At 61.8% G+C, this 19,747-nt stretch carries 18 protein-coding genes and 1 pseudogene; 14 read left to right on the top strand and 5 right to left on the bottom strand.

The features are described 5' to 3' along the window. Positions 1–215: 215 nt before the first annotated feature. From murJ to ispH, 6 genes are all read left to right on the top strand, one after another. Positions 216–1,754: a murein biosynthesis integral membrane protein MurJ gene (gene murJ / locus J7E36_RS18290; protein ID WP_215005783.1), complete on the top strand. Its 1,539-nt coding sequence runs from the start codon at positions 216–218 to the stop codon at positions 1,752–1,754. Between the two features lie 129 nt (positions 1,755–1,883). After that, positions 1,884–2,822, top strand: coding sequence for a bifunctional riboflavin kinase/FAD synthetase (ribF, locus tag J7E36_RS18285; RefSeq protein ID WP_215005780.1), 939 nt, complete (start codon positions 1,884–1,886; stop codon positions 2,820–2,822). 13 nt (positions 2,823–2,835) lie between these two features. After that, the gene (ileS, locus tag J7E36_RS18280) at positions 2,836–5,667 is read left to right on the top strand and encodes an isoleucine--tRNA ligase (RefSeq protein WP_215005777.1); all 2,832 of its coding nucleotides are present in this window, start codon (positions 2,836–2,838) and stop codon (positions 5,665–5,667) included. Beyond that, a complete protein-coding gene (lspA, locus tag J7E36_RS18275) occupies positions 5,660–6,172 on the top strand; it encodes a signal peptidase II (RefSeq protein ID WP_215005774.1) in 513 nt (170 codons plus the stop codon). The genes ileS and lspA overlap by 8 nt, the downstream gene beginning before the upstream one ends. Beyond that, positions 6,165–6,602, top strand: coding sequence for an FKBP-type peptidyl-prolyl cis-trans isomerase (fkpB, locus tag J7E36_RS18270; protein ID WP_215005771.1), 438 nt, complete (start codon positions 6,165–6,167; stop codon positions 6,600–6,602). Before lspA ends, fkpB begins: the two co-directional genes overlap by 8 nt. A 169-nt stretch (positions 6,603–6,771) precedes the next feature. Next, positions 6,772–7,719 carry a 4-hydroxy-3-methylbut-2-enyl diphosphate reductase gene (gene ispH, locus J7E36_RS18265; protein WP_215005768.1) on the top strand — a complete coding sequence of 316 codons (948 nt, stop codon included), beginning with the start codon at positions 6,772–6,774 and terminating at the stop codon, positions 7,717–7,719. Here the strand turns inward: ispH and J7E36_RS18260 are convergent. Continuing rightward, positions 7,673–8,212, bottom strand: coding sequence for a GspH/FimT family pseudopilin (locus J7E36_RS18260; protein WP_215005765.1), 540 nt, complete (start codon positions 8,210–8,212; stop codon positions 7,673–7,675). The two genes, ispH and J7E36_RS18260, sit on opposite strands and share 47 nt — an antisense overlap. 148 nt (positions 8,213–8,360) lie before the next feature. On the opposite strand from J7E36_RS18260, the gene J7E36_RS18255 reads away from it, so the two are divergent. From J7E36_RS18255 to J7E36_RS18220, 8 genes are all read left to right on the top strand, one after another. Beyond that, positions 8,361–8,834: a GspH/FimT family pseudopilin gene (locus J7E36_RS18255; RefSeq protein WP_215005762.1), complete on the top strand. Its 474-nt coding sequence runs from the start codon at positions 8,361–8,363 to the stop codon at positions 8,832–8,834. Next, positions 8,831–9,292 (top strand): type IV pilus modification protein PilV, encoded by a 462-nt coding sequence (gene pilV, locus J7E36_RS18250; protein ID WP_215005759.1) that lies wholly within the window; start codon positions 8,831–8,833, stop codon positions 9,290–9,292. Before J7E36_RS18255 ends, pilV begins: the two co-directional genes overlap by 4 nt. Then, positions 9,289–10,014, top strand: coding sequence for a PilW family protein (locus tag J7E36_RS18245; protein WP_215005756.1), 726 nt, complete (start codon positions 9,289–9,291; stop codon positions 10,012–10,014). The genes pilV and J7E36_RS18245 overlap by 4 nt, the downstream gene beginning before the upstream one ends. Before the next feature lie 10 nt (positions 10,015–10,024). After that, positions 10,025–10,504 (top strand): pilus assembly PilX family protein, encoded by a 480-nt coding sequence (locus J7E36_RS18240; RefSeq protein ID WP_215005753.1) that lies wholly within the window; start codon positions 10,025–10,027, stop codon positions 10,502–10,504. Then, complete coding sequence (locus tag J7E36_RS18235; protein ID WP_215005750.1) at positions 10,491–13,592, top strand: pilus assembly protein; 3,102 nt, start codon at positions 10,491–10,493, stop codon at positions 13,590–13,592. Before J7E36_RS18240 ends, J7E36_RS18235 begins: the two co-directional genes overlap by 14 nt. Before the next feature lie 11 nt (positions 13,593–13,603). Continuing rightward, positions 13,604–14,008, top strand: coding sequence for a type IV pilin protein (locus J7E36_RS18230; protein ID WP_215005747.1), 405 nt, complete (start codon positions 13,604–13,606; stop codon positions 14,006–14,008). 56 nt (positions 14,009–14,064) lie between these two features. After that, positions 14,065–15,165, top strand: a complete 1,101-nt coding sequence (gene thiO, locus J7E36_RS18225; protein WP_215005744.1) for a glycine oxidase ThiO — start codon at positions 14,065–14,067, stop codon at positions 15,163–15,165. A 484-nt stretch (positions 15,166–15,649) separates the two neighbouring features. Next, positions 15,650–16,009, top strand: coding sequence for a DUF6124 family protein (locus tag J7E36_RS18220; RefSeq protein ID WP_215005741.1), 360 nt, complete (start codon positions 15,650–15,652; stop codon positions 16,007–16,009). A gap of 64 nt (positions 16,010–16,073) precedes the next feature. Here J7E36_RS18220 and J7E36_RS18215 read toward each other — a convergent pair whose 3' ends face one another. The 4 genes and pseudogenes from J7E36_RS18215 to J7E36_RS18200 all read right to left on the bottom strand — a co-directional run. After that, positions 16,074–17,420 carry a sigma-54-dependent transcriptional regulator gene (locus tag J7E36_RS18215; RefSeq protein ID WP_215005738.1) on the bottom strand — a complete coding sequence of 449 codons (1,347 nt, stop codon included), beginning with the start codon at positions 17,418–17,420 and terminating at the stop codon, positions 16,074–16,076. Then, positions 17,417–19,006: a two-component system sensor histidine kinase NtrB gene (locus J7E36_RS18210; RefSeq protein WP_215005735.1), complete on the bottom strand. Its 1,590-nt coding sequence runs from the start codon at positions 19,004–19,006 to the stop codon at positions 17,417–17,419. The genes J7E36_RS18215 and J7E36_RS18210 overlap by 4 nt, the downstream gene beginning before the upstream one ends. Then, positions 18,996–19,229 (bottom strand): PP0621 family protein, encoded by a 234-nt coding sequence (locus tag J7E36_RS18205; RefSeq protein ID WP_215005733.1) that lies wholly within the window; start codon positions 19,227–19,229, stop codon positions 18,996–18,998. Before J7E36_RS18205 ends, J7E36_RS18210 begins: the two co-directional genes overlap by 11 nt. Before the next feature lie 77 nt (positions 19,230–19,306). Continuing rightward, a pseudogene (locus J7E36_RS18200) lies at positions 19,307–19,747 on the bottom strand (IS3 family transposase); the annotation flags it as partial.

Here is a 19,747-nt window from a genome sequence, read left to right as displayed (position 1 = left end):
AAAATAGGCCGCGAATCATGCCGATGAGTTGAAGTCTTGTCAAGGGCGGGTGACGCGTTCCGCTGAATGGCAGGTCCTGCGCACCGAAGGATTTCTTTCCGGCGTGCGACCTGTAAACTCGCGGGCTTTGGCGCTGTGCTGTTTAGCGGCGCGGAGTATCGCACAAGTGGGCGCGTTGTTCGCCTGCTGTTTATCGACAGGCAAAAACTCTTTTCATGAATCTGCTCAAATCGTTGGCTGCCGTCAGCTCTATCACGATGCTTTCCCGTGTCCTGGGGTTCGTTCGCGACACGTTGATCGCGCGGATATTCGGCGCCGGGATGGCCACCGACGCCTTCTTCATTGCCTTCAAACTGCCCAACCTGCTGCGGCGGATTTTCGCCGAGGGGGCGTTTTCCCAGGCTTTCGTGCCGATCCTGGCGGAATATAAAAGCCAGAAGGGCGACGAGGCGACCCGCACATTCATTGCCTACGTCACCGGACTGCTGACGCTTGTATTGGCGCTGGTCACGGCTGCCGGCATGCTCGCTGCGCCATGGGTGATCTGGGCCACGGCGCCGGGCTTTACCGATACCCCGGAAAAATTCCAGCTCACCTCCGACCTGTTGCGGGTGACCTTTCCTTATATATTGCTGATCTCCCTGTCGTCCCTGGCCGGCGCGATCCTCAATACCTGGAACCGCTTTTCCGTGCCGGCCTTCGTGCCGACCTTGCTCAATGTCAGCATGATCGTGTTCGCGCTGTTCCTGACGCCGTACTTCAATCCGCCGGTGATGGCCCTCGGGTGGGCGGTGCTGGTCGGTGGCCTGGCGCAACTGCTCTATCAACTGCCGCACCTGAAAAAAATCGGCATGCTCGTGCTGCCGCGACTGAACCTGCGTGACAGCGGCGTATGGCGGGTGATGAAGCAGATGCTGCCGGCGATCCTCGGGGTATCGGTCAGCCAGATTTCCCTGATCATCAACACTATTTTTGCCTCATTCCTCGTGGCCGGCTCAGTGTCATGGATGTACTACGCCGACCGTCTGATGGAATTGCCGTCGGGTGTGCTGGGCGTGGCCCTGGGCACGATCCTGTTGCCGACCCTGGCCAAGACCTACGCCAGCCAGGACCGCCACGAATACTCGCGCATTCTCGATTGGGGCCTGCGCCTGTGCTTTGTGCTGGTGTTGCCCTGTGCTTTGGCGCTGGGGATCCTGGCTGAACCGCTGACCGTCTCGCTGTTCCAGTATGGCCAGTTCAACGCCCTCGATGCGGCGATGACCCAGCGGGCGCTGATCGCCTATTCAGTGGGCTTGCTCGGGATCATCGTGATCAAGGTGCTGGCGCCGGGGTTCTACGCCCAGCAGAACATCCGCACGCCGGTAAAAATCGCCATTTTCACCTTGGTGATGACCCAGATGTTCAACCTGCTGCTGATCGGTCCGCTGGCCCACGCTGGCCTGGCCCTGGCCATCAGTGCTGGCGCCTGCCTCAATGCCGGGCTGCTGTTTTACCAACTGCGCAAGCAGAACATGTATCAACCGCAGCCGGGCTGGGGGCTGTTCGGCCTCAAATTGCTGGTCGCCGTGGCGGTGATGTCGGCGGTCCTGCTGGGGGCGATGCACTTTATGCCGGCGTGGGACGAAGGGCAGATGCTCGAGCGATTCCTGCGCCTGGGCGTGCTGGTCGTTGCGGGCGTGGTGGCATATTTCGGCATGCTGCTGCTGATGGGGTTCCGTCTGCGCGACTTCAACCGCAAGGCCTTGGGCTGAGCGCGGGCTCGCGATAATCCCGGGCCGGACAGTGGTTTTGTCGGTTCGGGCACTTTGGGTTACGGTGTTGCCTGTCGTCGGCCGCCGGGTGTGGTTATAATCGGCCACTTTATGAGCAAGAAGCGCGTTATGCAGCTGGTTCGAGGCCTCCACAACCTGCGCCCCCAGCATCGGGGCTGTGTCGCCACTATTGGCAACTTTGACGGTGTCCACCGTGGCCACCAGGCTATCCTGGCGCGGCTGCGTGAGCGTGCGCTGGAATTGGGCGTGCCCAGTTGCGTGGTCATCTTCGAGCCGCAGCCGCGGGAGTTTTTTGCCCCGGACACCGCGCCGGCCCGTCTGGCCCGGCTGCGGGACAAGCTGCAACTGCTCGCCAGCGAAGGCGTCGACCGGGTCTTGTGCCTGGCCTTCAACCAGCGCCTGAGCAAACTCAGCGCCGCCGAATTCGTCGAGACCATCCTGGTGGACGGTCTCGACGTGAAGCACCTGGAAGTGGGCGATGATTTCCGCTTCGGTTGCGACCGTTCAGGGGATTTCGATTACCTGCAACAGTCCGGGCTGGCCCATGGCTTTACCGTCGAAGCGGCGCAGACCGTCGAGATGGACGGTTTGCGCGTCAGCAGCACCCAGGTCCGCAATGCCCTGGCCGCCGCCGACTTCGAACTGGCCGAGCGCTTGCTCGGCCGCCCGTACCGGATTGCCGGGCGGATCCTGCACGGGCAGAAACTGGCGCGCCAATTGGGCACGCCGACCGCCAACGTGCAACTCAAGCGTCGTCGCGTGCCGCTGACCGGGGTGTTCCTGGTCAGTGTCGAGATCGACGGCAAGACCTGGCCCGGTGTCGCCAATATTGGCGTGCGGCCTACGGTCCAAGGAGATGGCAAGGCCCACCTCGAAGTACATGTTCTGGATTTTGCCGGCGATCTGTATGACCGGCGTTTGACGGTGGTTTTCCACCAGAAGCTGCGTGAAGAGCAGCGTTTTGCCTCTCTGGAGGCGCTCAAGACGGCGATCCATGCAGATATCGCCGCCGCCCGTGCCCTTGTCGCAACCAGCGCCAATCGCTAATGAAGAGCCTTAAATGACCGACTATAAAGCCACGCTAAACCTTCCGGACACCGCCTTCCCTATGAAGGCCGGCCTGCCTCAGCGCGAACCACAGATTCTGCAGCGTTGGGACAGCATTGGCCTGTACGGAAAGTTGCGCGAAATTGGCAAGGATCGTCCGAAGTTCGTCTTGCACGACGGCCCTCCGTACGCCAACGGCACCATCCACATCGGTCACGCGCTGAACAAGATTCTCAAGGACATGATCATCCGCTCCAAGACCCTGTCGGGTTTTGACGCGCCGTATGTCCCGGGCTGGGACTGCCACGGCCTGCCGATCGAGCACAAGGTGGAAGTCACCCACGGCAAGAACCTGGGCGCGGACAAGACCCGCGAACTGTGCCGTGCCTACGCGACCGAGCAGATCGAAGGGCAGAAGTCCGAATTCATCCGCCTTGGCGTGCTGGGCGACTTCGCCAACCCGTACAAGACCATGGACTTCAAGAACGAAGCCGGTGAAATCCGTGCCCTGGCGAAGATCGTCGAGGGTGGCTTCGTGTTCAAGGGCCTCAAGCCGGTGAACTGGTGCTTCGATTGCGGTTCGGCCCTGGCCGAGGCGGAAGTCGAGTACGAGAACAAGAAGTCGTCGACCATCGACGTCGCGTTCCCGATCGCCGATGAAGCCAAACTGGCTGCCGCGTTCGGCCTGGGCCAGTTGGGCAAGCCCGCCGCCATCGTGATCTGGACCACCACCCCGTGGACCATCCCGGCCAACCAGGCGCTGAACGTCCACCCGGAATTCAGCTACGCCCTGGTCGACGTTGGCGACAAGCTGCTGGTATTGGCCGAGGAGCTGGTTGAATCCTGCCTGGCCCGTTACAACCTCGGAGGCTCGGTGCTGGCCACCGCGCCAGGTTCGGCGCTGGAGTTGATCAATTTCCGTCACCCGTTTTATGACCGCTTGTCGCCGGTGTACCTGGCCGACTACGTGGAACTGGGCGCAGGCACCGGTGTGGTTCACTCCGCACCGGCCTATGGCGTCGACGACTTCGTGACCTGCAAGAAGTACGGCATGGTCAACGACGACATTCTCAACCCGGTGCAGAGCAATGGCGTGTATGTGCCCTCGCTGGAGTTCTTTGGCGGACAGTTCATCTGGAAAGCCAACCCGGCCATCGTTGACAAGCTGACCGAAGTCGGCGCGCTGTTGCACACCACCGTCATCGAACACAGCTACATGCACTGCTGGCGCCACAAGACCCCGCTGATCTACCGCGCCACCGCGCAGTGGTTCATCGGCATGGACAAGCAGCCCACCAGCGGCGACACCCTGCGCCAGCGTTCACTCAAGGCCATCGAAGAGACCCGCTTCGTCCCGGCCTGGGGCCAGGCGCGCCTGCACTCGATGATCGCCAACCGTCCGGACTGGTGCATCTCCCGCCAGCGCAACTGGGGCGTGCCGATCCCGTTCTTCCTGAACAAGGAAAGCGGCGAACTGCACCCGCGCACCGTCGAACTGATGGAAGCCGTGGCCAAGCGCGTCGAAGTCGATGGCATCGAAGCCTGGTTCAAGATGGACGCCGCCGAGCTTCTGGGCGACGAAGCGCCGCTGTACGACAAGATCAGCGACACCCTGGACGTCTGGTTCGACTCCGGCACCACCCACTGGCACGTGCTGCGCGGTTCGCACCCGATGGGCCACGAGACCGGCCCGCGCGCCGACCTGTACCTGGAAGGCTCGGACCAGCATCGCGGCTGGTTCCACTCGTCGTTGCTGACCGGTTGCGCCATCGACAACCACGCGCCGTATCGCGAATTGCTGACCCACGGTTTCACCGTCGACGAGGCCGGCCGCAAGATGTCCAAGTCCTTGGGCAACGTGATCGCGCCGCAGAAGGTCAACGACACCCTGGGCGCCGACATCATGCGCCTTTGGGTGGCGTCCACCGACTATTCCGGCGAGATGGCGGTCTCCGAGCAGATCCTGCAGCGCAGCGCGGACGCCTACCGGCGGATCCGGAATACCGCACGCTTCCTGCTGTCGAACCTGACCGGCTTCAACCCGGCCACCGACCTGCTGCCAGCTGACGAAATGCTTGCCCTGGACCGTTGGGCCGTGGACCGTACCCTGCTGCTGCAACGCGAGTTGCAGGAACACTACGGCGAATACCGCTTCTGGAACGTCTACTCGAAGATCCACAACTTCTGCGTGCAGGAGCTGGGTGGTTTCTACCTCGACATCATCAAGGATCGCCAGTACACCACTGGTGCCAACAGCAAGGCGCGGCGTTCGTGCCAGACCGCGCTGTTCCACATCAGCGAAGCGCTGGTGCGCTGGATCGCGCCGATCCTGGCGTTCACCGCCGACGAGCTGTGGCAGTACCTGCCGGGCGAGCGCAACGAATCGGTGATGCTCAACACCTGGTACGAAGGCCTGACCGAACTGCCGCAAGGCTTCGAGCTGGACCGTGCCTATTGGGATCGCGTCATGGCGGTCAAGGCCGCAGTCAACAAGGAAATGGAGATCCAGCGCGCGGCCAAGGCCGTCGGTGGCAACCTCCAGGCCGAAGTGACCCTCTACGCCGAAGAAACCCTGGGCGTCGACCTGGCGAAACTCGGCAACGAGCTGCGCTTCGTGCTGATCACGTCCACCGCCAGTGTCGCCCCGTTCGTGCAGGCGCCGGCCGATGCAGTGGTCACCGAAGTGGCCGGCCTGAAACTCAAGGTGGTCAAGTCGAGCTTCGTCAAATGCGCCCGTTGCTGGCACTGCCGCGAAGACGTCGGCGTGAATCCGGAGCATCCGGAAATCTGCGGGCGTTGTGTCGACAACATCAGCGGCACTGGCGAGGTTCGCCACTATGCCTAATGCAGCGGGCCGTTTCGGAAGGCTGGGCTGGCTCTGGTTGAGTGTGCTGGTCCTGGTCATCGACCAGGCCAGCAAGTTCTACTTCGAAGGCTCGTTGACCCTGTACCAGCAGATCGTGATCATCCCCGACTACTTCAGCTGGACCCTGGCCTACAACACAGGAGCAGCGTTCAGTTTCCTGGCCGACAGTTCGGGCTGGCAGCGCTGGCTGTTTGCCCTGATCGCCATTGTGGTCAGTGCGGTGCTGGTGGTCTGGCTCAAACGCCTGGGCCGCGACGAAACCTGGCTGGCCGTGGCGCTGGCGTTGGTGCTCGGCGGCGCCCTGGGCAATCTCTATGACCGCATTGCTTTGGGCCACGTGATCGATTTCATCCTGGTGCACTGGCAGAACCGCTGGTACTTCCCGGCGTTCAACTTTGCCGACAGCGCCATCACCGTGGGCGCGATCATGCTCGCCCTGGACATGTTCAAGAGCAAGAAAACCGGAGAAGCCGTCCATGACTGAGCAGCGTATCGCTCAACACACCGAAGTGAAGCTTCACTTTGCCTTGCACCTGGAAAACGGCGACACCGTCGACAGCACCTTCGACAAGGCCCCGGCGGTGTTCAAGGTCGGTGACGGTAACCTGCTGCCAGGTTTCGAGGCGGCGATCTTCGGTTTCAAGGCCGGTGACAAGCGCACCGTGGTCGTGCCGCCGGAAAACGCCTTTGGTCAGCCCAACCCGCAAAACGTGCAAACCCTGCCACGCTCCCAATTCCAGGACATGGAGCTGTCCCATGGCCTGCTGGTGATCTTCAACGACGCGGCCAACACCGAGCTGCCGGGCGTGGTGAAGGCTTTCGACGACGCCCAGGTGACCGTGGATTTCAACCATCCGCTGGCGGGCAAGACCTTGAACTTCGAAGTGGAAATTCTCGAGGTCAAGGCGTTGTAACTGACCGGATCCGGTCAAGTGTGGGAGCGGGCTTGCTCGCGAAGACGGAGTGTCAGCCAACATCGATGTTGGATGTAAGGTCCTCTTCGCGAGCAAGCCCGCTCCCACAAGGTATCTCCATTGTGTTCGAGCCCTTCGTTCGATCAACAGGCAAGACACGAGGCACAGCATGCAAATCAAACTCGCCAACCCCCGTGGCTTCTGCGCCGGTGTGGACCGGGCGATCGAAATCGTCAACCGCGCCCTGGAAGTCTTCGGCCCGCCAATCTATGTGCGCCACGAAGTGGTCCACAACAAATTCGTCGTCGAGGACCTGCGCAGCCGCGGGGCCATTTTCGTCGAGGAACTGGACCAGGTGCCGGACGACGTCATCGTGATCTTCAGCGCCCATGGGGTTTCCCAGGCCGTGCGCACCGAAGCTGTCAGCCGTGGCCTGAAGGTGTTCGACGCGACCTGCCCGCTGGTGACCAAGGTGCACATCGAAGTGGCGCGCTACAGCCGAGACGGTCGCGAATGCATCCTGATCGGCCACGAGGGCCACCCGGAAGTCGAAGGCACCATGGGCCAATACGATGCCAGCAATGGCGGCGCTATCTACCTGGTCGAGGACGAAGACGACGTCGCCGCCCTGCAGGTGCGCAACCCTGAAAGCCTGGCCTTTGTTACCCAGACCACCTTGTCCATGGACGACACCAGTCGCGTGATCGACGCCCTGCGTTCGCGCTTCCCGGCCATCGGCGGCCCGCGCAAGGATGACATCTGCTACGCCACCCAGAACCGCCAGGACGCGGTCAAGCAACTCGCGAATGAGTGCGACGTGGTCCTGGTCGTCGGCAGCCCTAACAGCTCCAACTCCAACCGCTTGCGTGAACTGGCCGAGCGCATGTCCACGCCGGCCTACCTGATCGACGGTGCCGAGGACATGCAGCGCAGCTGGTTTGAAGGCGTCGAGCGCATCGGCATCACCGCTGGTGCTTCCGCGCCGGAAGTGCTGGTGCGCGGGGTGATCCAGCAATTGCAGGCCTGGGGCGCCACCGGTGCCGATGAACTGGCCGGTCGTGAGGAGAACATCACCTTCTCGATGCCCAAGGAACTGCGCGTCCGCTCCTTGCTTTAAGCCCTTTTTCGCATAAGGCCTGTTCGGCGACTTCGCTGCGCAGGCTCACGCGCCCGGAGGGTGCCAGCACCACTTGATGGTGACTGACCGGGTCGTGTTTCCCACAGACGTGTAGCGTTCCCGAATGAAAGGCACCACTGGGCCATAGTGCCTGGCCATGGCCGGCGAACCTGACCGAACCCTTCATCGCGCCGTTGCCAATGACGCGAGCGCCGCTGCTGCGCTGTGTGAGTAACGCCTGGTCATCGCCATCCAGATTGATTTGCCACCCTTGGCCCCAATCGTTGTCTATTCCTCTGATCGCCACCGTTCGGTTGCGTGTAATGGCTTCGCTTCGCGCGATGCGCAAGCCGCTGGCCAACAGGCGCGCGGCGTCAACGCGTTCGGTGGATTCGACCAGCGCCCTGAAGCTGGAACCGCCCCACGACAGAACAATTGCGGCGATCACCAGTCCCATGAGCAGTTCGATCAGGCTGAAACCTTGTTGGTGCATGTTGCTTCCTCCCTGGCGAGCGTGAAACGGTCCTTGAGATTTGTGAAATCATTGTGGCGAGGGGATAAATCCCCTCGCCACAAGCACAGGGCACGGGTTTGTTCTAGCGTGTAGAAGCAGGTATAGCCGACGGCGGCAGAGGGAATCGATGGATCTTCGTACAAAAGGTTTCACGTTGATCGAAGTACTGGTGGCCCTTGGCGTCATGCTGATCCTGATCACCCTGGCGGTGCCGGCCTTTACCGGTGCGGTGCAGAGCACCAAGGCGGACACCGAGGTTGGTGACTTGCGCCGGGCGCTGAACTTCGCCCGGATGGAGGCCATCGACCGGGGCGCGACCATCCGGATTCGCCCCTCGGTACTGGGCAGCGCCTGGAGCGGCGAACTGACGGTGTATGACGGTACTGGCACGTTGGCCAATATATTGCGGGTTGTTCCAGCGATGGGCAGCGGCGCGACTCTGACGCTACCCTCAGACGTGACCGTGATTGATTTCAACAACCTGGGCGGGTTGTCGGCGCCGGCTACACCGGTGAGCTTCAATTATGTACGGGGAACACAGAGCAGGACGCTGAATGTCTGTCTCAACGGAAGAATCGTATTGGGTGGAAGTTGCGGATGAAGGAATCCAGGAAAAGCGCACAGGGAGGCATGACGCTGATCGAGGTGCTGGTGGCGGTGCTGATTCTCGGCGTGGGGTTGTTGGGCGCCGCGATGATCCAGCTCAACGCCCTCAAGTACACCGACAGTTCGCGCATGACCAGCCAGGCCAGCTTCATTGCCTATGACTTGCTGGACCGCATTCGCGCCAACTCCAGCGCGGACTACACGGTGACACCCCCCAGCGCGCCGAACCTCAACGTGGCCCGCGACCAGGACCTCTACGATTTCAAGACCAACATCATCGCCTTCGGTGGCGCCACCGCCACCGGCACTGTCGCGCTGAGCCAGCGGGTCTATACCATCACCATTTCCTGGGATGACGCCCGGGCGGCCAACACCACCAACGCGGCCGAGGCGCGGCGCAGTTTCGTGCTGACCAGCCGCGTCGCCGTCGACCCGGTGGCGACGACACCATGAACAGGTATAGCCGAGGGTTCGGCCTGATCGAGCTGATGATTGCGCTGGTGCTCAGCCTGATTGTCGTGTTGGGCGTGGTGCAGATTTTCATCGCGGCGAAAAACACCTACATGAGCCAAGGGGCGGCGGCGGTGATACAGGAGGACGCCCGGTTCGCCCTGAGCAAAATGGTCCAGGAGCTGCGCATGGTCGGGATGTTCGGTTGCCTGGGGACCATCACCGACGCGTCCTCGGCAGGGGATTTCAATGCCAGCCAGATCACGCCGATCCGCTGGGACAACGCCAACCTGAAGCTGACCCTGGTGACGGCCGATGTGGGCGGCAGTGGCGGGACGCCTACCTGGACGGTGGTTTCCGATTGCCGCACCTCGGCTACCGCCTACACCGGCGCGCGGGCACCGGCGGCCGGGCAGATGGCGTTCCCGATACGGCGTCTGATCTACAGTTTCAGCAATAATCAGTTGCTCATGGGGGTTCAGGCCGCTGGCGGGCCTGCCAACCCGGCCATGGCGGTGCTGGTCGACAATGTTCGCGCGTTCAACGTGACCTTCGGTGTAGCGGGCAGCGCGACGGACATCGCAGCGTCCAGCTACAGCAGCAACCCGGCTGACCCGGCACTGATTCGCAGCGTGCGCCTGACCTTGACGCTCTTCGATCCGAGGAACGCCGTGCGCGAGCAGACCTTCAACGTGGTTGCCGCTTTGCGCAACCGTCTGTTGTGAGGGCTGACTCATGAAACCTACGTCCATCAATCATCACCAGCGTGGCATGGCCTTGCTGGTGAGCCTGGTGTTCCTGCTGTTGCTGACGTTGATCGGCCTGTCGTCGATGCAGAGCGCGACGCTCCAGGAAAAGATGACCAGCAGCGTCATGTTGCGCAACCAGTCCTTCCAGGTGGCCGAAGCGGCGTTGCGGATGGGCGAGAGTGCGGTGCAGGTCGCTACCTACTCCCTGCCCGTGTGTACCACCGCGACCCAATGTGCGCCGCCGGCCGAGTCGGCGACTGTGACGGCAGCCGGGCGCAATTCAGCCTCGGGGGTCACCTGGGTTGCGGTGCCTGGCGGCTTCTATGGCGTGCAGAACATCGGCACCACGCTCACGGCGGTGAACGTGCCGAGCAACACCTCGGCGACGCTGTATCGAATCACGGCGGTGGCTGTGATGGGCAATAACCAGCGCAGCGTGGTGGAGAGCATCTATGCGAAATACTGAGGCGCTTCGCCGCTGGATGCAGGTGTTATGGGGCGCGGTATGCAGCCTTTATCTGGCGGCCCCGGCCTATGCATTCACACCGTCGGACTCGCCCTTGTTGAGCGCGGCCGCCGTTACGCCAAACGTGATGCTGCTGATCGACGATTCGGGGAGTATGAACAACATCATCTGGGCGTCGGGGTTCGATCCGACGGTACCGCGGCCCCCTATTTCCAACTGTAATTCCAGCACGAGTTGTTCTGGAGGTGTACCGCTGGATCCAGACGATGGAAACGTTTTGCTGGGCAGCCTGTTCCGTGGCAATTGTACGAGCGGCTGGTACGGCTTCTACCGGGGTAATCTAGGCCGAGTCTGCTTGCGCTTGCCGGATCCGGTGGGCGGCGGCAATACCCGCTACACCACCCAATATCTGGCGTATCTTCTGACACTGGCCAACGGCTCGAACCGGGACTTCACCACCGGCACGATTCCCAACGACTATCGAATCAATGTCGCCCGGGATGTGTCCACGGACCTGGTTACCAACAACCGTGCCTTGCGCATTGGCCTGGCCACGTTCAACCCGCCCAATAGCAGCAATTCCGGCCCCGGAGGCTTTATTTCCCGGGCAGTCAGCGACCTGTCGCCGGTCAGCGGCAGCGTCACCCAGACCCAGGCCAATACCAACTACACCGCCTTGATCAACTCGATCAGTGCTTTGGGCGCTGTCGCGAATACGCCGTTGGCCGAGAGCTATTACGAGGTCACCCGCTATTTCAGGGGCATGGCGCCTTATTACAACGCCACCCCGACCACCTACACCAGTCCGATCCAATACCGGTGCCAGAAAAACTTCGGCGTGGTGATCACCGATGGCTTGCCCACCTATGACCGGACGTTCCCCACCAATGACCCGCTGGGCGGGACACGCCTGCCCAACTGGGATGGCATCAGCAGCAACGATGGTGATAATCCCAATGGCGACGGGGAGGGCGATACGCTTTACCTGGACGACATAGCCAAGTTCGCTTTCGACATCGACATGCGCTCCACCGGCACCGATGCCACCGGTAAGAGCTGGAACGCTACGGATTTCCCCCGGCAATACCTCAACACCTACACCGTGGGGTTTACCGCCGCCAGCCCGATGTTGTCCGATGCCGCCCGCTACGGCGCCGGCACCTATTACCAGGCGACTGACAGCGAAGGCCTGAGTTCGGCCTTGTCTTCGGCGCTGAGCGACATCACCTCCAAGGCCGGCTCGGGGGGCGGTGGCGCTACCAACGGTGCTTCGCTAACCAGTACCTCCAGTTTCTATCAGACCACGTATGACCCCAAGGACTGGCGCGGGACCATCCGGGCGTTTGGATTCACGTCCGCAGGCACGGTCGATACGGCGGCGGTACAGTGGACCACCGACACCGCGATCGTGCCCAGCGCCTTGGCGCCGATTTACCAATCCTGGAACACCGCGACCAACGCGCCGGTGACCTTGGCCTATGGCAACTTTTCAGCCGCGCAACAAACCGTCCTCAATCAGGGCCTGCCCTCGGGTGTCACCGGCAATGATCTGGTGGAGTGGAGCAAAGGTGTCAACAAGACCGGCCTGAAGGTGCGCAGCGTATTACTGGGGGACATCATCAACTCGCCCCTGGTGCTGGCGTCGTCCAATGACCAGACCGCCTCGGATCTGCTGAACGACACCAGCTACAGCACCTATCTGGCAACCAAGGCGACGAACATGAACGACAGCCTGGTGGTGAACGCCAACGACGGCTTCTTCAGTGTCATCAACAGTACAAACGGCACGCGGCGTTACGCCTATATGCCTTCCAGCGTGCTGCTCTCGCTGGACAATATCGCCGACCCCAATTACGTCAATGGCGTGAGCCACCAGTTCCTGGTGGACGGGCAGGTCGGCGTTTTTGATGTGCAGGCGGGCAGCGCCTGGAAAACATTGGCCCTGGGCGGCACTGGGGCGGGCGGCAAGGCGTTCTATGCGGTGCAACTGTTCGATGCGGCGGCGGGCAATGCGTTGCGGGCGCTGTGGGAAATCAGCGCGCCGGCTGTTGCCAGCACGGCCAACAATTTCAATGACCTGGGCTATGCCTACGCACGTCCGGAAGTCGCGCGCCTGGCGGACGGTCGCTGGGCGGCGTTCATCGCCAATGGCTACGGCAGCAACAGCGGCGTGGCGGCGCTGTACGTGGTGGACATCCGTGACGGTTCGTTGATCCGTAAAATCGTCATCAACAGCAGCGAGACCGATAACGGCCTGTCGTCGGTCAAGCTTCGGGTCAATTCGCAGAACGTGGTGCAGGCCGCATACGGTGGCGATTTGAAGGGACGGATGTGGAAATTCGACCTCAGCGGCACGTCCCCGACGTCGTGGGGACTGGCGTTTGGAGGCCAGCCATTGTTCACCGCGCCCGGTGGCGCTACCCAGCCCATCACCGTGCAGCCGCTGCTGGCGGACAATCCCCAGGGCGGCACCCAGGTTTTTTTCGGTACGGGCAAATTCAACGAGGCAGCGGACAAGCTCAACAAGGATCTGCAGGCTTTCTACTCGATATGGGACGCCACGGGCGGTGGGGGGCAAATCACCGTATCGAGCTTGCAGGCCCAGTCGATCACCGGTGTGTTTTCTGGCAGCACGGGGCAGTTCGTGACCACCAGCCAGACGGACGTGGCATACCCTGCTAAGAAGGGCTGGTACCTGCCCCTGGTGTACAACAACGCGTTGACCGGGGAACGGGTCATCAACCCAGCCAACCTGGTGCTCGGGCGCGTGGTCTTTACCACCGCCGCGGTGGACACCACCGATCCTTGCGTCAGCTTCGGCACCGGCAAACTGATCGAAGTGGATGCGTTCAACGGTAAGATGCTCAACTACGCGGTGCTCGACACCAATGGCGACGGCGCGCTCAACAGCCTCGACACGATCTCGGCGGGCGTGGTGTTCACGGGGGGTATTCCGACCTTGAGCGCTGTCGTCAGTGCCAACGGCGCGACCAACATGGTCGTGAACGACTCCAGTGGTGGCATCACCAATCTGCTGGGCAAATCAGTAGGCGGCAGCCGACGCATCATGTGGCGGCAAATACAGTGAGAGGCAAGGGCATGCGCAGATTCAACCGGGGCTTCACCTTGATCGAACTCATGATCGTCATCGCGATCATCGGTATCGTGATCACCATCGGCTATCCGAGCCTGACCGAATACATGAAGAAGGGCCGACGTACCGAAATCGCCGGGCTGTTGTCGGAGCAGGCGCAGATTCTCGAGCGCTACTACTCGAAGAACAATGTCTACAACACCATCGTGACGGGCTTGAGCGGCGGTAACGATTTCTACACCATTACCCCGACGCTGGCGGACCAGAGCTTCACCCTGACCGCCGCGCGCAAGCCTGGGTCGTCCATGGCCACGGACAAATGCGGTGACTTCACGATCACCAATACCGGCGTACGGGGTATCCTCAACGCCGCCACCGGGTTGACCGCCAAGGACTGCTGGGGGCGCTAGGTTTCTTTGTTTCGGGCGCGGTCTTGCGCCCTCTGTCCTATGAGTCGAATCAATACATGACCAGGCAACAGCAAGTGGTGATTGTCGGCGGCGGAGTCATCGGCCTGCTGACCGCGTTCAATCTGGCGTCCGAAGGGCAACGCGTGGTGCTGCTGGACCGCTCCAGTGTCGGCCAGGAATCGTCCTGGGCCGGCGGCGGTATCGTGTCGCCGTTGTACCCTTGGCGCTATAGCCCGGCGGTCACCGCGTTGGCCCATTGGTCGCAGGATTTTTACCCACAGCTGGGGCAACGTCTGTTTGCAGCCACCGGGATTGACCCGCAGGTGCATGTCACCGGGCTGTATTGGCTGGACCTGGATGACCAGCAAGAAGCGCTGGCCTGGGCTGAGCGGGAAGGGCGCCCGTTGCGGGCTGTGGATATCTCTTGCGTCCATGATGCGGTGCCGGTGCTGGGCCCGGGTTTTTCCCGGGCGATCTACATGGCCGACGTCGCCAACGTGCGCAACCCGCGATTGGTGAAATCCCTCAAGGCCGCCTTGCTGGCGCTGCCCAATGTCACGTTGCATGAGCACAGCGAGATCAGTGGGTTCATTCGCGACGGCGAGCGCGTAGTGGGCGTGAACAGCTCGGCGGGGCCGGTTCATGGCGATCAGGTGGTGCTGGCCGCAGGTGCCTGGAGTGGCGAGCTGCTTGGTACGCTGGGGCTGAAACTGCCGGTGGAGCCGGTCAAGGGGCAGATGATCCTGTACAAGTGCGCATCGGATTTTCTGTCGAGCATGGTCCTGGCCAAGGGGCGTTATGCGATTCCTCGTCGTGACGGGCATATCCTGGTGGGCAGTACCTTGGAACGTGAGGGCTTCGACAAGACGCCGACTGATGTTGCGCTTGAGAGCCTGAAGATTTCGGCGCAACAGTTGATTCCGGCGCTGGCAAATGCCGAGGTGGTGGGGCATTGGGCTGGGTTGCGGCCTGGGTCGCCGGAGGGGGTTCCCTTTATCGGTGAGGTGCCGGGGTTTGCGGGGCTTTGGTTGAATTGTGGGCATTACCGTAATGGATTGGTGTTGGCGCCGGCGTCGTGTCGGTTGTTTGTGGATGTGATGTTGGGGCGTGAGCCGGTGATTGATCCTGCGCCGTATGCGCCGGCGGGGCGGTTGTAGGTTCTGGCGGCAGGCTGACTGTGGGAACTGGACTGTGGGACTGTGGGAGCAAAGCTTGCTCGCGAGGCGGCCTAACAGCCGGCCTGGCCCTATCGGCTATACCCCGATCCAATTGTGGGAGCGGGCTTGCTCGCGAAGGCGTCGGCACATCCAAAATCACTGCATGCTGACCCACCGCTTTCGCGAGCAAGCCCGCTCCCACAGGGGGGAACGCGGTCGCTCCAAAAAGCAGGTCGGCTACTAGGCCGCCTCGGCGAGTTTTAGTAGCCGTTACCGCAGAAACGGATATACACACCTACAAGGACCTGACAGCCAACCAGAATTTGTGGGAATGCTCGTACATCCGGGCAGAATCTTCCGACGATCTCTGGCGGTTGCCAGGTGGGAAGCCTTCTCGCTAACCTTTCCCGGTCGCTGCCAGTTCAGCGTCCGGGCGTCGCGGCCTGCATAACCTTGGTAATCCATTTTTCGCTGGAGTACCGCAATGAGTGACAAACCTCAATCACGTTCAGAAACCAACAACCCTTCTCCCTACACCGGCCTTAACCCCAAAAATCTCGATGAAGCCGCCAAGCGCGCCCTCGACTACTACCTAGCCCCTCAACCTGAAGCCAAAGAAAAATCCACCTCAAGCCAACTGTTCACCGTCGTGGAGGGCATTGACGTCGAGTGCCTCCTCGCCAACCTCAGCGAAACCCTCGCATCAGCCAACGCAACCATCAGCGACCTGGCCTTCGAGCTTGAAGGCTCACGACGGCACGTGGCGTTGGGCGTGCAGCAACTGATTGAGTTGAGCGAGCTATTGGCCAATCGCGTGCTGGATGAGCGGGTGCCAGTGGCATAGGTCAACGGATCGCACAGAGCGACATTGTGGCGAGGGAGCAAGCGAGAGCTTCAAAACCCGAGGCTCAATCCAACCCCAGTTTCTTCAACCGATACCGCATCGAGCGAAACGACAACTTCAACCGCTGGGCCGCCGCCGTGCGGTTCCAGCGGGTTTGCTCCAAAGCCTGGAGGATGAGCTTGCGTTCGACGCCCTCCAGATAGTCTTCCAGGTTGTCGACCTGCACCAGATCGGGGCTGCCTGCGTCGGTGACGTGGTTGCCCTCTGCCAGGCGCAGGTCGTCGGCTTCGATCTGTTGGTGTTCGCACAGGGTGTAGGCCCGTTCGAGCATGTTTTCCAGTTCACGTACATTCCCCGGGAAACGGTAGTTGCGGAGGGCATCCAGGGCTTGGGGGTGGAGTTTTACCGCAGGGCTGCCGGTGTTGGCTGCCAAGCGCTGGAGCATGTGGTTGGCCAGCAGCTCGATGTCTTCGCGGCGTTCGCGCAGGGGCGGGACGCGCAGTTCGATGACGTTCAGCCGGTAGTACAAGTCCTGGCGAAAGCGCCCGGCGGCGACTTCGGCGTCGAGGTCCTTGTGGGTGGCGCAGAGGATGCGTACGTCCACGACCTCTTCCTGCTGGCCGCCGACGGCGCGCACGGCTTTTTCCTGGATGGCTCGCAACAGCTTGACCTGCATCGCCAGCGGCAGGTCGGCCACTTCGTCGAGGAACAGGGTGCCGCCATGGGCGGCCTGGAACAGCCCGGGCTTGTCTTCGATGGCGCCGCTGAAGCTGCCTTTTCGGTGGCCGAAAAACTCACTTTCCATCAGCTCCGTGGGAATCGCCCCACAGTTGACCGGTACGAAAGCCCGGTTGGAGCGGGGGCCTTGGTCGTGGATCAGCCGGGCGACCAGTTCCTTGCCACACCCCGACTCGCCGCTGATGTACACCGGTGCCTGGCTGCGGGCGAGTTTTTCAATCTGTTTGCGCACACTGCGCATGGGCGGGGAATCGCCCAGCAGGCAGCGCTCGAGGGTGGCGACCGGTGTAGTCACGGGCGGCAGGCGCAGGGCGCTGGTGACCAGCTCCCGGAGCCGGGCCAGGTCGACCGGTTTGGTCAGGAAGTCAAAAGCCCCGGCCTTGAGAGCGTCGATGGCGGTTTCCAGGCTGCCGTAGGCGGTGATCATCGCCACCGGCAATTGAGGGTATCGTTGCTGGATGTGCTGCACCAGTTCCAGGCCGGTGCCGTCGGGCAGGCGCATGTCGGTCAGGCACAGGTCGAAAGCCTCGTCCGCCAGCAGGGCTTGGGCCTCGGCCAGGTTCTTGGCGCTGCGGGTGTCGAGTTTCATCCTTCCCAGGGTGATGTCCAGGAGTTCGCGGATGTCCGGTTCGTCATCGACGATCAGGATTCGTTGCCGTGAGCGTGTATTCAAATCTGTTTCCGTCCGTGAGCAAAGGTGATGCGAAAGCAGCCGCCGCCTTGGCGTGGTTTGAAGTCTAGGCGGGCCTGGTTGCTTTCGCACAGCTCACGGGACAGATAGAGCCCGAGGCCAGTGCCCTGGCTGCTGGTGGTGAAGAACGGTTCGAACAGATGAGCCTGCTGCTCAGGTGTCACGCCGGGGCCGTTGTCGATGATGTCCAGCGTGGATAACTGACTGTGGGGGGCGATGAACAGCTTCAACCAGGCTTCGGCCCGTTCATGGGCCATCGCGCTGTGGCGCCAGGCGTTGCGCAGCAGGTTGTCGAGTACTTGGGTCAACTGGTCAGGGTCCATCAGCGTGGTGTAGTCGCCCGGATCGATGCTCAAGTGCAACGCCTGATGCTCGGTCGCGCTTTCGCGGGCCTGCTGGGCAAATTGGTCGAGCCAGGCCCGCAGGTCGAGCCGTTGCGGCGTGGTTTGCTGGCGACGGGACAGCTGCAAGACGTTTTCAATGACGCGATTCATTCGTTGGGAATGGTCTTGAATAATCTGCGTCAGACGCCGGTCGGCGTCGTTCAGTTCCTCGGACTCCCGCAGCAATTGCGCCGCGTGGCTGATGGCGCCCAAGGGATTGCGGATTTCATGGGCAATACCAGCGGTGAGGCGTCCGAGGGAGGCGAGTTTCAGTTGCTGGGCCTGCTGGGACACCTGGGCCAGATCTTCGAGAAACACCAGGATCTGGTGCTGCTCGTGATGCCCCAGGGCGATGAAACTCGGTTGCAGGCTCAGGCCGGTGCCGATGACGGTCAGGCTCTGTGGTCGCAGGCTGGGGTTGTTCAGCCACAGTTGCAGGCGTTCGACCAGGGCGCTGGAGTAGTCGTCGATCTGCTGGCCGACCAGGTCGTGCATGCCCAGCAGGTTCAGGGCGCTTTCGTTGGCCAGTTGCACCCGGCGCTGCCGGTCGAGCACCAGGATGCCGGTGCGCATGCGTTGCAGGATCAGGGCGTTGAGCGCTTCCAGGCCGATCACTTCGCTGGCCCGTTGCTCGGCCAGGGTTTCGCTGGCTTCCAGGCGCCGGGTCAGGCCTTGCACCAGCAACGCGGCGGCGAAACACAGCACCCCCAGGGTACCGGCCTGCAAATAGCTGCTGGGACGGTTCGTATCGCTCAGCCCGAGGAAGAAACTCGAACCGACGATGCCGAGGGTGGCGACGGCGGCGATCAACAGGCCGATTCGGCCTCGCAGCAGTGTGTTGCCGATCGCCACGGAGACGATGAGCAGGTTGCCGATGGCGCTGGGGGCGCCGCCCGCGACGAAGAACAACCAGGAGAGCAACAGCACGTCGGCCAGGGCCAGGCCGAACAGGCGGGCAGGGCGGCGGGTGTTTTCCAGGAACACCACCAGCAGGATGTTCAATACCAGGTACAACCAGCTGCCACTGCGCAGCAGGTCGTCATTGGCGAACTCCAGCAAACGGTTGTCCATGTTGCTGGAGATCAACAGCACCAAGGTGATGCCGATGCTCAGGCGGTACAGGTGATAGAGACGCAGCAGGCGCTGCGTCTGTTTGACGCGCGGGCTCGTCGCCTCAGCGATCACGAGTGCCCGGGCCTTGCTCGAGGTGAGCCTGGCTGCAATACCACTGTTGTTCGAGGGCCAGCGCCCGGTCACGTGGCATATGCACGCCACAATGGGCGCAGCGGACCATCGGCGGCGCGTCCTGCTCCCGGGAAGCGTTCGGTGCGGACGCGGCGCCCTTGAACTTGCGCCAGAACCATACTGCGGCGGCAATCAGGGCGATCCAGAACAGTAAACGAAGCATGATGGGCGGCTTTTTGGCTAGAGATCAGGCAGTTTAGCCAAGGACAGGAACGGCGCACAGCGCAATAAAATCCATGTCTAGTCCTGAAATAGGTTTACACCTGTTTCACCCTAACGCCCGATGCATCGCATCGGGCGTTTTGTATTTCAACGACAGGTGCGGACGCTCGCGGTTGTAGATCGATACCGACTCGCTCACCATCTTCTTCGCCTGCGTTAAATCCTGTGGTCGCTGGAGCAAAAGCTCCGTCTTCAATATCCCGTTGACCCGCTCTGCCAAGGCATTTTGGTAGCAGTCATAGCCGTCCGTCATCGAACACCTGATGCCGTGTTTCGCGTGCAGTTCCTGGTACATTCCCGAGCAATACTGGCTGCCTCTGTCCGAGTGATGAACCAGTGGCTGCTCCGTTCGACGGTGCTTCACCGCCCGGCGCAGCGCCTGCGCGACCGACTCGGTGTGCAGGCTTTCATGGACGTGATAGCCCACGATCTTTCGCGAAAAAGCATCCGTCACAAGGC

It is taken from the genome of Pseudomonas fluorescens (assembly GCF_018614775.1).
In the GTDB taxonomy this organism is placed as follows: Bacteria; Pseudomonadota; Gammaproteobacteria; order Pseudomonadales; family Pseudomonadaceae; genus Aquipseudomonas; species Aquipseudomonas fluorescens_BY.
Note: the sequence above shows the minus strand (reverse complement) of the source record. Positions and strands in the feature narration are given on the sequence as shown.

Bases quoted from the DNA above. Each gene is read 5' to 3' on its own strand.
- ribF (WP_215005780.1), top strand. From the start codon at position 1,884: ATGCAGCTGGTTCGAGGCCTCCACAACCTGCGCCCCCAGCATCGGGGC.
- pilV (WP_215005759.1), top strand. From the start codon at position 8,831: ATGAAGGAATCCAGGAAAAGCGCACAGGGAGGCATGACGCTGATCGAG.
- J7E36_RS18220 (WP_215005741.1), top strand. From the start codon at position 15,650: ATGAGTGACAAACCTCAATCACGTTCAGAAACCAACAACCCTTCTCCC.
- J7E36_RS18260 (WP_215005765.1), bottom strand. From the start codon at position 8,212: ATGCACCAACAAGGTTTCAGCCTGATCGAACTGCTCATGGGACTGGTG.
- lspA (WP_215005774.1), top strand. From the start codon at position 5,660: ATGCCTAATGCAGCGGGCCGTTTCGGAAGGCTGGGCTGGCTCTGGTTG.
- J7E36_RS18235 (WP_215005750.1), top strand. From the start codon at position 10,491: ATGCGAAATACTGAGGCGCTTCGCCGCTGGATGCAGGTGTTATGGGGC.
- J7E36_RS18240 (WP_215005753.1), top strand. From the start codon at position 10,025: ATGAAACCTACGTCCATCAATCATCACCAGCGTGGCATGGCCTTGCTG.
- J7E36_RS18230 (WP_215005747.1), top strand. From the start codon at position 13,604: ATGCGCAGATTCAACCGGGGCTTCACCTTGATCGAACTCATGATCGTC.
- ileS (WP_215005777.1), top strand. From the start codon at position 2,836: ATGACCGACTATAAAGCCACGCTAAACCTTCCGGACACCGCCTTCCCT.
- J7E36_RS18255 (WP_215005762.1), top strand. From the start codon at position 8,361: ATGGATCTTCGTACAAAAGGTTTCACGTTGATCGAAGTACTGGTGGCC.
- murJ (WP_215005783.1), top strand. From the start codon at position 216: ATGAATCTGCTCAAATCGTTGGCTGCCGTCAGCTCTATCACGATGCTT.
- J7E36_RS18245 (WP_215005756.1), top strand. From the start codon at position 9,289: ATGAACAGGTATAGCCGAGGGTTCGGCCTGATCGAGCTGATGATTGCG.
- fkpB (WP_215005771.1), top strand. From the start codon at position 6,165: ATGACTGAGCAGCGTATCGCTCAACACACCGAAGTGAAGCTTCACTTT.
- J7E36_RS18205 (WP_215005733.1), bottom strand. From the start codon at position 19,229: ATGCTTCGTTTACTGTTCTGGATCGCCCTGATTGCCGCCGCAGTATGG.
- thiO (WP_215005744.1), top strand. From the start codon at position 14,065: ATGACCAGGCAACAGCAAGTGGTGATTGTCGGCGGCGGAGTCATCGGC.
- ispH (WP_215005768.1), top strand. From the start codon at position 6,772: ATGCAAATCAAACTCGCCAACCCCCGTGGCTTCTGCGCCGGTGTGGAC.